The following is a 16,107-nucleotide window of genomic DNA, read 5'->3' as shown; positions in this document are numbered from 1 at the left end:
CGACAATCGCTAAATTCGACCACTGTTCAGTATTTGCTACGAGCGTAAACCAACGTGTATGGATGTACAGCATTCTGCTTCGATAGTGTTTAGTCACCATGAAACTATTTTTACAAATTTAATAAGATTATTCCTAAAGCAGCGCAACTCTACCCCCGAACCATTAGCACACACAATGTAAGTGAGAGGCAATTTTAAATACAATGTGACATAGATCACAAAAATAAAAAATAATTAAGCCAAATACGCCCAAATACGCTCACTTATTGACCGTCATTTTGCTCACAAAACAGCCATAGGTAAAAAAACGTCTTAAAAACAATGTTTATCCGCCAAAAAATTATCTTTTTTAGATCAATTCGAACAAAAGCATCACCAAACCAAAATAACAGAACAAAAATCTGCATATAGGCAACAAACTCAGTATAAATAACCATTTGAGTTGCTAAAAAATATCCAAGCTGAAAAATAACCAATGTAAACTATGAGGTTATTAGCTATCGGATTTGACTTAAGCCTTCAGCCTGAGGCTGTTCTAATTTTCAACATCAGGTGATTATGGCTTATCAATGATTCGCAGGCGTAGTGAACAAGCCAACAGACGTAACGATATGTTTCCGTATTAGCACGATGCAAGAGTGCTTTTTTTGAGTTAAATTCCCCCAAAACGTTATATCGGCAGCAATTCATAAAACTTTAATGCTTTTTATTTCTTTTTCTGACGCCGAGATAATTCCCCCTCCCCCCAGAGATTATTTACATGGCTTTGGCTTTCATTACTTCATTGTCATAAAATAAAACGCAGTTTTGTTTTACTGTTCATATTTTTTCATCGAAAAAAACGGCTTTTCAACGCAAGCAGCGGCGACAAACATCGTCCAATGCCGCGACGGCGCCACGGCCGGGTGAAAAAATCACCCAAAAGAGGCCCGGCATGGCACCGTGCGCTTGCCCACAGCACGAACGACGACGCGTCGGCCGTCAACCGCCCTGAGACTTTCCCTATTTCTCCATTAATCAGCAGGCTGAGATTGCTGACGGCGCACTGGCATATTATGATTTACCAAAGCGCCGCTACGGGCGGCGCGACATCATTACCCAGTGCAATTTATCTAATTGAAATGATTTTTGTCAGGTCGTACATCGCTGCCTCGACGGCGTCGCCGTGAGTCGCTATGTGTTATTCACCCGGCTTTAACTATTAACAGGCTATATTTTAATCATGACCGATACGCTCGAATATCTGCTGACATTTCGTAAATGCTCCTCTTTGGACAGCCTGGAGAAGGTGTACGACAAACTGAACTACTCCATTGAAAACGATACGGAAATGAGCAATATGTACCGTGCCGCCGACCACCGTCGCGCCGAGCTGGTTGCCGGTAAATTGTTCGATCTGGGCAAGGTGCCGAAAACGCTGTGGGCACAGGTGCTTTAATTTAGTGAAATTACGTGCGGCAACGGTTTTATCTTTTATTGCTATATAACCGGGGCACATTCAGCTTTTATTGCCGCGCGTGATATGAAACACATTTATTCCCCCCGCCAGGTTCTACCCTTTATCCGACGCAGTACTTCCACCAAGGCCGCCGATGCAGCAGCCTGAAACACGATGGATACAACAAGGAGTCGGATATGGGGTATCAAAACGTTCTGGTTACCGTCGCCGTTGCCCCTGACAGCCACCGCCTGGTGGAAAAGGCCGTCTCCATCGTTCGCCCCTACGGCGGCAGCATCACCCTGTTGAGCACCCTCGCCAATCCGGAAATGTACAATAATTTCGCCGGGCCGATGCTGGGCGATTTGCGCTCGCTGATGGAAGAAGAAACCCGGCTGTTTATGGAGGAACTGCGCCAACGCGCCGGCTACCCTATCGCCGATACGCTGATCGTGCATGGCGAGCTGGGTGACAGCCTGGCATTCGCCAGCCGCCGTCAGCCGTTTGACCTGCTGCTCTGCGGCAATCACCGAGACAGCATGATGAACAAAGTCTCCTGTTCCGCCGCCCGCTTTATCAATATCAGTCATATCGACGTGTTGATCGTTCCGCTCTGAGCTAAGCACATTCGGTCACGTCGCCTCAGCGCTCCTGCACTAGGCTTAACGGACCTTGTTTGCCGCACCACAAAGGAGCTTTCGATGTCCCCTTCTCAACAGAACCGCCGCTTCCTGCTGGCCTCGCGTCCGAAAGGCGAACCGACAGCGGCGAACTTCCGTCTCGATACCGTCCCCGCACCGCAACCCGGCGCCGGCCAACTGCTGCTGCGCACCGTATATCTGTCGTTGGATCCTTATATGCGCGGACGCATGAGCGATGCCCCCTCCTATGCGCCGCCGGTGGAGATCGGTCAGGTGATGGTGGGCGGTACGGTATCGCGCGTGGCGGCCTCACAGCATCCCGATTTCAACGTCGGCGATTGGGTATTGGGGTATGACGGCTGGCAGGAATATGCGCTGTCCGACGGCAGCGGCCTGCGCAACCTCGGCCCGCATTTGCCGCACCCTTCCCGCCTACTGGGCGTGCTCGGCATGCCCGGTTTTACCGCTTACATGGGGCTGCTCGACATCGGCCAACCACAGGCGGGTGAAACGCTGGTGGTGGCCGCCGCCAGCGGTGCGGTTGGTTCGGTGGTCGGCCAAATCGGCAAACTGAAAGGCTGCCGCGTCGTCGGCGTCGCCGGCGGTGCGGAAAAATGCCGCTATGTGGTGGAAGAGTTGGGTTTCGACGCCTGTATCGATCACCGCGCCCCAGACTTTGCCGAACGGTTGGCCGCCGCCTGCCCACAGGGTATCGACATCTATTACGAGAATGTCGGCGGGGCGGTGTTCGACGCCGTACTGCCGCTGTTGAACACCAAAGCGCGTATTCCGGTATGCGGCATCATCGCCCATTACAATGCCACCGGGTTACCTGCGGGGCCGGACCGCTTGCCGCTGCTGGAGGGGCTGATCCTGCGCAAACGCATCCGTATGCAGGGCTTTATCATCTTCGACGACTACGGCTCACGCTTTGACGAGTTCTTGCAACAAATGAGCAGTTGGGTCGAACAGGGGAAAATCAAGTTCCGCGAAGACATCGTCGACGGGCTGGAGCAGGCGCCACAGGCGTTTATCGGCCTGCTGCAGGGCAAAAACTTCGGCAAATTGGTGATCCACGTCGCCGACGAATAATCCGTAGCAGGGCGTGGTACGCCGCGCCCTGCTTTTAATGTACGGCGCCGTCGCCGAATCGCACATCTTCCTCTACCGTCAGCGTCACCTGAACGACAGTGCGCACCGCTTCCACCATCGTCGCCAGTGCCATGCTCGGCTTGCCCGGGTGCGCTGCCGCCAGTTCATGGCTGTACGGAATATGCACGAACCCGCCCCTGGCCCGCGAATGCTGCGTCTCCAGATAGTGACGCAGACCATAAAAAATGTGGTTGCAGTTGTAGGTGCCTGCCGTATAAGAGACCGCCGCGGGGATCCCCTGCCGGCGCAGTTGCTGCACCGCGGCCTTGACGGGCAGCGTACTGAAATAGCCCACCGGCCCGCCGGCAACCACCGGCACGTCAATCGGCTGTTTACCGGCATTGTCGGGAATGCGGGCATCGATCAGATTGATGGCCACCCGTTCCAGGGATATCTCGGCCCGGCCGCCGGCCAGCCCCAGACAAATCACCGCCAGCGGCTGCAATGCCTCAATTGCCGCGATCAACCGCTGATTGGCTACGCCCAATACGCAAGGTAGCTCGAGCACCACAATCTCCGCGCCGGCAATATGTTCACCGGCCAACGCCTGCGCAATCTGCCAGGAGGGATTCACCGCATCCCCCTCGAACGGCTCAATGCCGGTGATCAAAACTTTGTTCATCATTTCCCCTGATTGAAGGCTAAATTCGTGTACTTCCAGCCTAAAGAACGCAGTATGATTCTGGAAATGGATTATCTGTATATAGAGTATTCATAAAATGAATTTATCCAGCGTCGATCTCAACTTGCTGGTGGTGTTTGATGCGTTGTATCAGACGCGCAACGTCACCGCCGCAGGCCGGCGTCTTAATCGCGCGCAACCTTCCGTCAGCAATGCATTGGCGCGGCTGCGCATTCTTCTGAACGATCCGCTGTTTGTTCGCAGCGGCGGCGGCATGGCCCCCACGCCGCGCGCCCACCAGTTGATGCCGCAAATACAGCGGGTGCTTGAACAGATCCATCTGGCGTTGGCGCCCCCTGCCCGTTTCGACCCGGCCACCGCCGGGCAGCGGCGTTTTACGCTGGCGGCCGGCGACTATGCCGATATCTTGCTGCTGCCCGCCATCATCAGTCGATTGCGTCAGACCGCACCCGGCATCGATATTCGCGTTTCGCGCCTGGATCGCCACAATATTTACCGTCAGTTGGATAGCGGGGAGGTGGATATCGCGCTGGGAGGGCACCTTTCCGGTGCGGAAAGCCACTATGTGCGCACGTTGTTTGAAGAACATCTGGTGTGTATCGCCAGCCGTTCACACCCACAGCTGGCGGATGGCCGCTGGGATCTGGCGCGCTACCTCAGCCTGCCGCATGGGCTGTACGCACCGGCAGACGACGGCTCTGCCAGAGGGTTGGTCGACCGGCGTCTGGCGGAAATCGGCGGCCAACGGCGCGTTGCCGTGACCTTTTCACACATTGCCGCTCTGCCGGCGGTGGTCGCCGACAGCGATCTGATCGCCACGCTGGCCGCCAGCGCGGCCCGGCATTTTTCCGATCCGCAACGCGTACGCATTCTCCCGCTGCCTGACGAGCTGGCCATCGCGCCTTTCCCCATTGAGCTGATCGCCGGCCGGCAGGCGCAACGCGACCCGGCTTTAATCTGGCTCTGCGAGCTTATCGGGCAACTCTCCTTCGCCTTCTCTCCACGCTAACGGCGACATTCGCTGCATTTTCAACCGTTCAAACGCATGTTCCCAGGCCCGTCGGTGGGCCCTGGAACGCCCACCAAATAGGAATCATCCGAATTAACATTCGCCAAATTTATATATTTGATCATCTTTAACTGGCAAATGGTAAGGATAAAAAACAGTCAGTGACTTTTTTTACGCAAAAAAAGAGTTGTTTTATAAGCACGTTGGCTTATGTGTTACAAATTTACTTTTTGGTATTACCAATTCCCCAATAATTTGAGATAAAAAATGATCTATGCGCATCTATATGTTTTAAATAATAAAAAACAAGATCGTGAGCGAGTTAACGAATTGAGCATTGATCCACAAGGCTATTTTGCAAATGCAGTGCTCTATTGTAGACTGCACAAATCGTGCCTTTGTGTAAACTTTGTTAAATCTTTCGTCAGTTCCTGTCTCCATTCGTGACAGATACGCCATCGGGATCGCGCGTCAATTCTCGTGCGGTAGCTATGCCTAAACCGGGGAATAGTATGGATCGTCTTATCATTGCGCACACGCCTTTGCCCGCCCATCAGCTGTTGTTCAGAAGCCTTTCCGGTGAGGAAAAACTGGCCGGCCTGTTCGAATTCGACGTCGAGCTGCTCAGCCCCGACAATCGGCTCGATCTGAAAGCGCTGCTGGGACAAAAAATTACGCTGGAACTGCGGGGCAATCCGTTGGCGCCGCGTTATCTCAACGGCAATATCACGCGCATGACCCTCTCCGGACGAGAAGCCGGCGGCAACCGTTACTATATCTACCGCGCCGTGCTGCGCCCCACGCTGTGGTATCTGACGCAAAACCGCGATTTTCGCATCTACCAGGAACAGACCGTTCCCGACATCCTGACTCAGGTGCTGGGGCAGTATCAGGTGAAAATCGATAACCGCCTGAGTTACGACTACCGCATCTGGGGGTACTGCGTGCAGTACCAGGAGAGCGATTTCGATTTCATCAGCCGTCTGATGGAACACGAAGGCATCTATTACTATTTCACGCACCAGCAAGACGGCCATACGCTGGTGCTGGCTGACGCGCCGGCGGCCCATCAGGAACTCGCCGGCTACGCCAGCATTCCCTATCAGCTCGCGGAAGGCGGCCTGGTGGAAAACAAAGACAGCATCAACAGCTGGAGCGTTTCTGACGCCATCACGCCCAGCCTGTATAGCCTGGATGACTACGATTTTCGCAAGCCGCGCGCGCGGTTGCTGGAGGCCCGGCAAAATCCCGCCTCATTCGCTCAGGACAAAGCCGAGGTGTTCGACTGGCCCGGCCGTTATACCGATCACGCCCATGGCCAGTTTTACGTCAAGGTTCGCCAACAGGAGTTCGAAGCGCAGCATGAGCAGATGAGCGGCGAAGGCAATTCGCAGGGCATTGCGCCCGGCTATCGTTTTCAACTGACCCAGGCGCCGCGTATGGAAGACAACCGCACCTACCTGGTGGTCAGCGCACATTACTTCATGCAGGAAAATAGCTACGCCAGCAACGATAACGACGTCGGCGAACAGCGAACCGAATTTCAGGTCGTTCCGGCGGATATCAATTGGCGCCCGGCGCGCACCACGCCCTGGCCGAAAACCCATGGCCCGCAAACTGCCGAAGTGGTGGGCCCGGAAGGCGAAAGCATCTGGACCGATAAATATGGCCGGGTGAAACTCAAATTCCGTTGGGATCGCCACGGCAGCGGCAACGAAACCAGCTCCTGCTGGGTGCGCGTCTCCAGCGCCTGGGCCGGCTGGAAATACGGCGGGATCCAGATCCCGCGCGTCGGTGAGGAAGTGGTGGTCGACTTTATCAACGGCGATCCGGATCGCCCCATCATCACCGGCCGCGTTTACAACGAAGACAGCATGCCACCGTGGGATCTGCCCGGCGACGCCACCAAAATGGGCTTTATGAGCCGCAGCAAAGGCGGCGGCGTCGACAACGCCAGCTTCCTGTTCCTGGAAGACTCGCCCGGCAACGAATCTTTCGACATGCACGCCGAACGCAACATGAACATGACGGTGGAGAACGACAAGAACGTCAATATTGACGGCAGTCGCACCACCACCATCGGTCGCCAGCAGGACGACACCGTCACCGGCGACGCCACGTTCCTGTACAAAGCGAAACGCACCACAACGGTCAATGGGCTGGAAACCGCCAACCTGAACGCTCACCAGACGGTGAACATCAAAGGCGGCCGCGACCTGACGATTATCGACGGCGGCGATAAAATCGACATCACCGGCAATCAGTCCTTCAAGCTCGACGGCGCGCAGACGCAAAACATTACGCAAACCCAGCATGTCACGGTGAAAGGCAACCAGACCCTCGACATTACCGAGGGGCAACAGACCAGCACCATCAAGCAAGGGCAGACGGTCAACATCACCTCCGGCGGGCAGCACACCACCATCACCGCCGGCGGGCAGGAATTGACGATTAAAGGCGGCGGCCAAACCGCCACCGTAACCGGGGATGTCACCGAGACCTACAAAAACGATCAGAGCACCACGATCACCGGCACGCTGACCATCAAGGCGAAAACGATCAATATCACCAGCGCGGACGGCGTATCGGTGCAAACTCCGAGCTGGAAAGATAACTGCCACGGCTTGAAATGGGTGGCGACCGGAGCCAACTTCGCCTTTTACGGTTCAAATCTTGCGTTGACAGGAGCCAGCCTGAAACACACGATGCTGGATATCTCGCACAACCCGCTGTCGATCAGCAAAACCAATTTCAAGCTCAGTAATGATCCCATGACGTTCACGCAGCTTGGCGCGCTGGTGACCAACGGTGCCTTACGATTGAGCACCAAGGCGCTGGCGATCTTCTTGTAAAGGGACTCCCATGTCGAAGGCCAAAAATGTTTTCACCGTTATCGGTTTGATTTTATTGGCTCCCATTCTCAGCCTGGTGGGCTTTTTCAAATTCATCACGGTCGATATCTGGGGTTATTTCAAACATATCGGTTCTTCCCTCAGCGTGATGGAGAACGGTATTTCCGCCTCAGGGCAAATCGTCAGCATTCGCCAGACCAACCTGTGGGACGGGAATCGGCCGGTCTGCGAAGTCGAAGTCAAGTACATCGCCCAAGACGGGAAAAACCATACGGCCGTGGCGAAAGGCCCGATCAGCGTCGTGGATCTGCCGCGTTATCAGCCGGGCCATTTCATCGCGATAAAGTACGATCCGAAGAATCCCAAAAAAGCGGTGATCGAAGAGCTTTCCCGACTTTGAGCGAAAAGCATCCCTTCAATCACGCGATCCGATTTCAACGTTCCGTAAACGGCTTATCGTTCATCAGTTCGCGAAATCACCTTGCATAAGGAAGTGTCACGATGGGCACGTTCATTGCCTTTTCGACGCAGGACAGCCTCTGGGGGCAAGTCCTGTTTACCTTCTTTGGCATCCTGGTTGGCTGCGTATTGCTCGCTGCGATCGGCAAAACCTTTTTGTCGGCCAACCGAGCGGCCACGTTGCCTGTGCGGCTGCTGATCTTTGTCGCGCTGATGCTGGCGCTCCTGAAATACAACCAGCAGGTGATGTCTGCGGTAAATGCCCCCGCAGAACTGATCGGATTGCTGATTTTTCCCGGCTTTTTGATGAGTTACCTGGGTGCGGCGCCCACCGGCAGACTGGCGCTGGCGATAGAGCTGCCCTGTTTTGCGGCGCTCGCCGCGCTGCTGATCCTGGGCACCAATGACATCGGCTTCTTTGCGCCCTATCACCTGGAGAGCGCCGGCCAATTGATCGCCAAGGCGATCGCCGCGGCGTTGTCCGTGGCCGCCGTGCTGCTGGCTCGTGGAATAAGCGGAAAGGACAACGCACTGTCCTCTTGATCATCCATTTCGAAGCGGGGCGCTCCCCGCATTGGCGATCGGCTCTGAACGCCGCATCGTTTTCTTCATCTGTTGTGACATAGCCTGATATCTATTAAACCGAAAAACGGATTGTTTTTGAGCAAGCAGCCTGGCTGCCGGCTGATATCCACAGGAAGCTTTACACACACAATGAAAGTCGTAAAACCTCTGCGCCTCAGCGCGCTTCATCGTCCCTTCTCTTGGCAAGGGCAAAACCATCTGGGCGTTTCCGTTTTGGCCTTGGCCGACATGGGGGCCGCCCCGCGCCTGCGTCCCGAACCGGAGTTGTGGCAGTTGGCCGCCGACGAACTCACGTTGAGCGGCGGCGTGCTCGATTTGGCTATCCCAAAAGCCTGCGCGGAGTTTCTCGCCACCGGCAATGCCTACACCCATCATCAACAAGACAAAACCGCTTGCGCCGTGAAGATCCAGCTTGATTCGCTGGAAAAAACGCTGGTGGTTTTCGGCGATCGCCATTGGATCAACGATCGTCCCTCTACTCCCCTCCCTTTTGCAGAAATGCGTCTGGACTGGCGCCGGGCTTACGGCGGCGCACAGTTCGCCGATAATCCGCACGGCATCGGCGCCACCCCAGAAACATTTCCGCAAGGCCGCATCCATCGCCTACCCAATGTTGAATCCCTACAGGGGCGCCTTGCGTCTTCTCGGCAAAGCGCGCAACCGGCAAGCTTTGACGCGTTGGATATCACCTGGCCGCGCCGCTTCTCCCGCATCGGCAAAAACTACGACGCCGACTGGTTGAAAAACGGCTTTCCCGGCTTCGCCAACGATATCGACTGGCGCCTGTTCAACATGGCGGAAAGCGATCAGCAGTTTCCTCAACGCGACAGCTTGCCGCCCCGGGCCGCCTATCGGATTTGGAACATGCACCCTTCAGACCCGGTGCAGCAAGGGCATTTGCCGCCGTGGCGCGCACGCTGCTTCATCAACCGGCTGCGCGGCGGCGAAACGCATTTCGAAGAGATCGCGATGCGCCACACCACCGTCTGGTTCTTCCCCCATCGGGAACAGATGCTGCTGATTTATCAGGGCAGCACGCGCATCAATGAAGACGATGCGGCCGACGTGATGCAGCTGATGCCGGCCCTGGAAACCGAAGGCGAGCCCCGCTCCACCGCGCATTATCGGCAGGTATTGGCCCAGCGGCTGGATAAAGAACGGGGTGCTCTGCACGCTTTTCGTGAGCAAGAGTTGCTGCCGGAGGCGTGCATCGGCGCCTGGCTGGATACGGAAACGCCGACGCAGCAAAGCCCGATGGCGGAAAATATCGCCGCCTACGAGCACCAGCAACGCGAAGAGCATCGCCAGCGTCTGCTGCGCGAGGGGCAAGACATTGATGAACTTTTCCCGCGCCCGTCGCAAGAGGCGCCGCCGAAGCTGGACCAGCTCGCCGAATTCGTCGAGCGTCTGGAAAGCCAGGCCGAGGCGCAGTATCAGGACATGCTCAAGCTGACGCAAGCCGAGGGTATCGATCCGCTCAACCCCGGTGGGGATCACGTTCCGCCATCCGGTGCGGAAAGCTACCAGCAGCAACGCGATCTGCTGTTCCAGGAGGCGCGCAGGCATCCCGACGCATTTAGCGACAAACAGCTGGGGGAAAGCGAGCGCGCGCTGCACCAAATGTATTTAATGTCGGCACAGACGCAAAGCCCTGCACTGCGCCTGCGTGGCGATCTGGCGCAAATCATTCGCCAACGTGTCGCCGCCGCCATGCTGCGCGATAAGGATCTCAGCGGCCTGGATCTCACCGGCGCCGATCTGTCCGGCATGGATCTCTGCCAGGCTAACTTGCGCGGCGCTTTGCTGGAAAACGCCGATCTGCGCCAAACCCAATTGGTGGGTTGCGATCTTCGCGAGGCGATGTTGGCGCGCGCCGATCTCAGCGGCGCCGTCTTACAGCAGGCCGATTTGAGCCACGCCTCCTTGGCCCTGGCGAAATGTGAAGCGACGGATTTCGGCGGCGCGCAGTTGCACGAAACCAACATCCAGCAAACGTTGTTTCAACGCTGCGATTTCACGATGGCGTCGTTACGCGACTTGCTGGGGTACGAAACCCTGCTCGGGCAGTGTGACTTCAACCGCGCCACGCTGGCCAACATTACGCTGATGGAGCTGCAACTGGAGCAGCTGACATTCAGCCACGCCCGGCTCGACAAAGTCAGCTTCGTCAAATGCCGGCTGCTGGCGGTGAACTTCGATCGGGCGCGGCTAGAGAGCTGCGCCTGGGTTGATACCGAGACGCAAAGCCTCAGCTTCCGCGCCGCACGCCTCACCGCCTGCGCCTTCGCGGCAAAGACGCTGTTGCCGCAGGCGGATTTCGGCGACGCGACGCTGAACCAGTGCAATTTGCGCCAGATGCCGTTGCAGCGGGCTAATTTCAGCCGTGCGCGCCTCGACAACTGCGACCTGTCGGAAGCCCGGCTGAACGAGGCCGATTTCCGTCAGGCCAACGGCAGCGGCAGCCTGTTTATTCGCTGCGATCTGTCCCAGGCTAACCTGCGCGACGCCAATTTCATCGCGGCGATCCTGCAAAAATGCGTGCTGTCAGGCGCCGATCTGCAGGGCACCAATCTGTTCCGGGCCGATTTGTCGCAGTCGCAAGTGGATCAGGCAACCCGGCTCGACGGTGCCTATACCGCCAGGGTGAAAACATTGCCTCGCCACAACGGGAAGGAAGTATGACGTCAAAACCTGAGCAGATACGCCAGCGCGTGAAACGCGGCGAGCTGATTGCCGGTGAGGATTTGCACGGCCTGTCATTCGCCGGTATGGATTTGGCCGGCGGCATGTTCAACGAACTGAACCTGAACGGCGTGAACTTCTCCGATTGCGATCTGCGCGACAGCGTCTTCAGCGATTGCCGGCTCGAACACGCTCAATTTGCGCGAGCGAACCTGAAGCAAACGGCCTTCAATCAGTGCGCCATGGCGGGCGGCCGCTTCAGCGAGAGCCATATCGAACTGACGATGTTCAACGGCTGCCGGCTTGAACAGAGCGACTTTAGCCGGCTGTCGCTCAACCAAAGCCACTGGATGTCATGCCAATTGGCCGGCGCGAATTTTTCCGCCACTCAGCACGATCGCACCACCTTTTACGAAAGCCCGCTCGACGGCGCAGATTTAAGTCATACGAGGCTGTCACTTGTCACGTTCTTTCGATTAAATCTCTGTGAAACAAGGTTTGAAGGGGTTGATTTCGACCGCGTCACGTTTTTCGAATGTGACCACCGCGGCAAAAGTTATGCCGGGCAGCGCCTCATCGCCTGCCAGTTTACCGATAACCAACTGGACGACGTCGATTTCAGCCAGGCGACGTTGCGTCAAAGCAACTTCAAGGGCGCTTCGCTGCTGCGCGCCAACCTGACGGGCGTGCAAGCGCAGCAGTCACTGTGGCTGGAGGCCAATCTGACCCACGCGCAGTGCCGCAGCGGGCAGTTCGATCAGGCGATCTTCAGCGAAGCGACGCTGGACGCCGCCAACTTTAGCCAGGCGCGCCTGTATCAATGCGTGTTCCAGCGCAGCCGCGCGGCGCGCTGTGATTTCAGCGACAGCGACCTGACCTACGCCGACTTCTGTTACGCCGACATCGGCGCCGCCGATTTCCGGCGCGCGCGTTTTATGCGCACCCGCATGCACCGCGCCCACCAGCAGCAAACGCGCTGGGGCGATCGCAGCGGGATCCTCGAGCGCGACGAAGAACTGTACGCCGCCGAAACCTGGAGCGCACAGCGCCAGAGCCGAATCTGAATGCATTGACCACTTCACGAGGGGATCACCATGAGCGTTGCCAACACAACTCGCGCCGTCAACATCGCACCGCCCCAGCAGGCCGCCGGCCTGGTCGTCAACCTGTTGCCGGACGGCAGCCTGGTGGTGGAGTGCGAAGGCCGCGGCTGGCATTGCCGCCGGGCGGCGAGCTGCCTGCTGACGCCGGCCCTCGGCGATAACGTGCTGGTCGCCGGCTGCGGCCACCAGCTGTGGGCGATCGCCGTCCTCGAACGCGCAGAGCCGCAAAGCGCGGCGCGGCTCTGCGTCGCAGGCGATCTGCACATTGAAACGCCGAACGGCTCGCTGTCGTTGCACGGCGCGCAGGCGCTGAACCTGAGCGGCGACGCCATGACGCTGCAAGCGAACAGCGGCGACTGCCACGTCGACAAGATGAAATACAGCGGCGAAGAGCTGTCTGCCTTCGTCAGTCTCAGCCGCCTGGTCGGCAAACGCTGCGAGTCGCTGTGGCATTCGGTCAGCCAGATCAGCCATTCGCTGTTTCGCAAAGTGCGCCAGACCGAGCACGTGCGCGCCGGGCAGCTGGATTACCAGGCGGAAGATTACGCCCGCATTCATGCCCGCAACACGCTGATTACCTCGAAAGACATCACCAAGCTGGATTCGGAACAAATCCACGTCGGATAACCTGCGGAGGCCTTTTATGTTTGCCAACAGCCAAATGATCGGCGTGGACCTGGCGTTTCCCGACGTCTGTCTGACGCCAAGCCCGGCGCCGGTGCCCGTGCCTTACCCGGATATCGCCCTGGCGCCGACCGCCATCCCGAATGCGTTCAACATTCTGTTCGTCGGCACCCCGGCGCACAACATGGCGACGGTGACGCCCCTGACCAACGGCGACAACCCCGGCGTGGCCACCGGCGTCGCTTCCGGCACGGTGATGGGGCCGTCCCGCCACCTGACCGGCGCCTTTACCGTGCTGCTCAAAGGCACCCCGGCCACCCGGTTGACCAGCCTCAGCCTGCAGAATTCGACCAACGCGCTCGGCATGCGCATCGTGCCGAGCCAATTAAAAGTGTTGCTGCTTGCGCCCTGATGACGGCGCCTTATTACACAGCCATTCAATCAAGAAAAAGAGGACATTGTGAAAACACGGATTACCCTGACGCTGCTGACCGCCCTGACGCTTGCCGGTTGCTCCACCCCGCCGCCACCGCCGCCGGCGCTCAATAACGACGCCATCGTCAGCAGTGAAGTCAATGGCGTCACGCTAAAACACCGCGCCGCGGTGAGCGCGCCGAAACAGTTCAAGCCGATCGGTGAGGAATACCGCAGCCTGTACGCCGCCAGCATCATGAGCAGCCCCGATTATACCGGCACCGCCGTCGGCAGCCTGGACAACGCCGCCGCGTTCTACGCGCTGGGCGAAGTGGAAAACAACTGGCTGGCGATCTCCGCCATTCGCGGCGGCGACCTGGTGGGTTATATCCAGGCCAACGCCGGCGTGCCGGAAGCGCGCTACAAATCAACGCTGCGCAAAGATCTGCCGCGCCGCGCGCGCGCCGCCAAACAGGACTGCGTCAAAGTCGGCGGCGACAGCAAGGCGTGTAAAAACGCCGGCTCAGCCACCTGGATCCTCCAGTAGTCAGTACGCCTGCGGGCGACGAGATTCCCATGATGACGACCCCTATCGCTTCCCGCTGGTGCGGGATGCTGTTTCTGCTGCTGGGCGCGTTGGCGCTCGGCGGTTGCATGTCTTCCGCCAAAAGCGTGCCGTCGCGCTACAGCCTGGTGTTCGATGCCGATCGCCAGGTCAACGCCGCCGCCGGCGCGCAACCGGCGCCGATAAAAATTCGCGTGCTGCTGCTGCGTTCGGATGCGGAATTCATGGATGCCGACTTCTTCAGTCTGCAAAACGACGCCAAAAGCGTGCTCGGCAATAGCCTGCTGGACAGCGATCAGTTCTTCCTGACGCCGGGCCAGACCGGCAAGACGCTCAGCGGGCAAAGCGCATTGGACGCGCGTTACATCGGCGTGATCGCCGAGTATCAAAACCTGGACGGCAAGGCCTGGCGCATTTCGCTGCCGCTGCCGGAACCCACCGAAACCAATTTCTACAAGGTATGGCAATTCTCGCCGGATGAGCTGGAAGCGCATATCGTCGCGGGCGTGAATGGCCTGCGCCCCGTAAAAAAGGTCGACTGATCTACCGCTGCGCTGAAGCGAAGTAACTATAGGTGTGATGATGAAAGATGCTCATAAGGTTGTCTGGACTGAGGGGATGTTTTTACGCCCTCACCATTTCCAGCAGGCGGAAAACTATCTCGAAGGCTATATGCGCAACTGGGGCCAGGCCCACAGCGGCTGTTTCTGGGGGTTCCTGACCCTGGATCTGGACCAAACGCTGCTGCGCCAGGGCAAGATTGCGCTCAACGCCGCCAGCGGCATCATGCCGGACGGCACGCCGTTTCGCTTTGCCGGTGCCCAGCAGGCGCCCGCGCCGCTGAGCATCACCGAAAACAAGACCGGTGAAAACGTGGTGCTGGCCCTGCCGACTTACCGCGCAGGGCGTGAAGACGTGATCTTTCAGGAAAGCCCGGAGGCGCTGGCGCGCTATCTGGCTTACGAGAACGAAGTCGACGATCTCAACGCCGTCTCGGTGGGCAGCGCGGCGCTGCAATTCGGTCGCCTGCGCCTGCGGCTGATGCTGGAGAGCGAGCTGAACGCCGAATGGACGGCGCTCGGCGTTACCCGCGTGCTGGAAAAGCGCGGCGACAACAGCCTGCGTCTTGATACGGCGCAAATCCCGCCGATGCTGAACTGCCAGGGCAACCCGGTACTGAAAACCTTCATCAACGACCTGCAGGGCCTGCTGCAGCAGCGCAGCCAGCAGATGAGCCAACGCCTGCTGCAGCCGGGCCGCGGCGGCAGTTCCGAAATGGTCGATTTCATGCTGCTGCAGCTGATCAACCGTCATCTTGGCCAGGTGAGCCATGCCTATCACCTCGACCATCTGCACCCGGAACGCCTGTTCGCCGATTGGCTGCAGTTCGCCACAGAGCTCGCCAGCTTCTCGGCGCAGCGCACCCCGGAAGGCCGCCTGCCGGTGTACGACCACGACAACCTGGCGCTGTGCTTCGGTAAGCTGATGCTGTTGCTGCGTCAGGGCCTGTCGGTGGTGCTGGAAGACAACGCCATTCAGCTGACGCTGGTCGAACGATCCCACGGGTTGAACGTCGCTACCGTGCAGGACACCAAAATGATGCGCGACTTCGGTTTCGTCTTGGCAGTGCGCGCCGACGTGGCCGCCGAGGTGTTGCTGACCCACTTCCCGGCGCAGATGAAGATCGCCCCGGTCACGCGCATCCGCGATCTGGTGCAGCTGCAGCTGCCGGGCATCGGCCTGCGCACCATGCCCGCCGCGCCGCGTCAGATCCCCTATCACGCCGGCTACACCTATTTCGAGCTGGAAAAAGGCGGCGACCTGTGGAAACAGATGGAAAAATCCAGCGCCTTCGCCCTGCATCTGGCCGGTGAGTTCCCGGGGCTGGACATGGAATTTTGGGCGATTCGCAGCCATACGGACCGGTAACCTATGACTCA

General features: G+C 58.0%; 15 protein-coding genes. 14 read left to right on the top strand and 1 reads right to left on the bottom strand.

Annotated features, from left to right (window positions below; genetic code table 11):
* Positions 1-1,222 precede the first annotated feature (1,222 nt).
* From ydgT to JL05_RS13820, 3 genes are all read left to right on the top strand, one after another.
* Positions 1,223-1,438, top strand: a complete 216-nt coding sequence (gene ydgT / locus JL05_RS13830) for a transcription modulator YdgT (RefSeq protein ID WP_004934895.1) — start codon at positions 1,223-1,225, stop codon at positions 1,436-1,438.
* A 197-nt stretch (positions 1,439-1,635) separates the two neighbouring features.
* The gene (gene uspC / locus JL05_RS13825) at positions 1,636-2,055 is read left to right on the top strand and encodes a universal stress protein UspC (RefSeq protein WP_016927278.1); all 420 of its coding nucleotides are present in this window, start codon (positions 1,636-1,638) and stop codon (positions 2,053-2,055) included.
* Between the two features lie 84 nt (positions 2,056-2,139).
* Entirely contained in the window at positions 2,140-3,171 is a 1,032-nt protein-coding gene (locus JL05_RS13820; RefSeq protein ID WP_033632735.1) for an NADPH-dependent curcumin/dihydrocurcumin reductase, read from the top strand.
* A 34-nt stretch (positions 3,172-3,205) separates the two neighbouring features.
* Here the strand turns inward: JL05_RS13820 and pcp are convergent, their stop codons facing one another.
* The gene (gene pcp, locus JL05_RS13815) at positions 3,206-3,853 is read right to left on the bottom strand and encodes a pyroglutamyl-peptidase I (protein ID WP_004934904.1); all 648 of its coding nucleotides are present in this window, start codon (positions 3,851-3,853) and stop codon (positions 3,206-3,208) included.
* A 97-nt stretch (positions 3,854-3,950) separates the two neighbouring features.
* On the opposite strand from pcp, the gene JL05_RS13810 reads away from it, so the two are divergent.
* From JL05_RS13810 to tssK, 11 genes are all read left to right on the top strand, one after another.
* The gene (locus JL05_RS13810) at positions 3,951-4,883 is read left to right on the top strand and encodes a LysR family transcriptional regulator (protein WP_033632734.1); all 933 of its coding nucleotides are present in this window, start codon (positions 3,951-3,953) and stop codon (positions 4,881-4,883) included.
* A gap of 512 nt (positions 4,884-5,395) precedes the next feature.
* Positions 5,396-7,735, top strand: coding sequence for a type VI secretion system Vgr family protein (locus tag JL05_RS13805; protein WP_033632733.1), 2,340 nt, complete (start codon positions 5,396-5,398; stop codon positions 7,733-7,735).
* A 10-nt stretch (positions 7,736-7,745) separates the two neighbouring features.
* Entirely contained in the window at positions 7,746-8,135 is a 390-nt protein-coding gene (locus tag JL05_RS13800; RefSeq protein WP_004934914.1) for a DUF3592 domain-containing protein, read from the top strand.
* A 101-nt stretch (positions 8,136-8,236) separates the two neighbouring features.
* Positions 8,237-8,737, top strand: coding sequence for a hypothetical protein (locus JL05_RS13795; RefSeq protein ID WP_015378272.1), 501 nt, complete (start codon positions 8,237-8,239; stop codon positions 8,735-8,737).
* Between the two features lie 171 nt (positions 8,738-8,908).
* The gene (locus JL05_RS13790) at positions 8,909-11,461 is read left to right on the top strand and encodes a DUF2169 family type VI secretion system accessory protein (protein WP_033632732.1); all 2,553 of its coding nucleotides are present in this window, start codon (positions 8,909-8,911) and stop codon (positions 11,459-11,461) included.
* Positions 11,458-12,525, top strand: a complete 1,068-nt coding sequence (locus tag JL05_RS13785) for a pentapeptide repeat-containing protein (RefSeq protein ID WP_021504098.1) — start codon at positions 11,458-11,460, stop codon at positions 12,523-12,525. Before JL05_RS13790 ends, JL05_RS13785 begins: the two co-directional genes overlap by 4 nt.
* 30 nt (positions 12,526-12,555) lie before the next feature.
* Complete coding sequence (locus JL05_RS13780; RefSeq protein ID WP_004934929.1) at positions 12,556-13,191, top strand: DUF3540 domain-containing protein; 636 nt, start codon at positions 12,556-12,558, stop codon at positions 13,189-13,191.
* A 16-nt stretch (positions 13,192-13,207) separates the two neighbouring features.
* Positions 13,208-13,600: a DUF4150 domain-containing protein gene (locus JL05_RS13775; protein ID WP_004934933.1), complete on the top strand. Its 393-nt coding sequence runs from the start codon at positions 13,208-13,210 to the stop codon at positions 13,598-13,600.
* A 48-nt stretch (positions 13,601-13,648) separates the two neighbouring features.
* Positions 13,649-14,149, top strand: a complete 501-nt coding sequence (gene tagV, locus JL05_RS13770; RefSeq protein WP_033632731.1) for a type VI secretion system accessory protein TagV — start codon at positions 13,649-13,651, stop codon at positions 14,147-14,149.
* 29 nt (positions 14,150-14,178) lie between these two features.
* The gene (gene tssJ / locus JL05_RS13765; protein WP_050501247.1) at positions 14,179-14,709 is read left to right on the top strand and encodes a type VI secretion system lipoprotein TssJ; all 531 of its coding nucleotides are present in this window, start codon (positions 14,179-14,181) and stop codon (positions 14,707-14,709) included.
* Positions 14,710-14,749: 40 nt separating this feature from the next.
* A complete protein-coding gene (tssK, locus tag JL05_RS13760) occupies positions 14,750-16,096 on the top strand; it encodes a type VI secretion system baseplate subunit TssK (protein WP_033633635.1) in 1,347 nt (448 codons plus the stop codon).
* Positions 16,097-16,107: the final 11 nt, after the last annotated feature.

The sequence above is a fragment of the Serratia nematodiphila DZ0503SBS1 genome (assembly GCF_000738675.1).
Classification (GTDB): Bacteria; Pseudomonadota; Gammaproteobacteria; order Enterobacterales; family Enterobacteriaceae; genus Serratia; species Serratia nematodiphila.
Note: the sequence above shows the minus strand (reverse complement) of the source record. Positions and strands in the feature narration are given on the sequence as shown.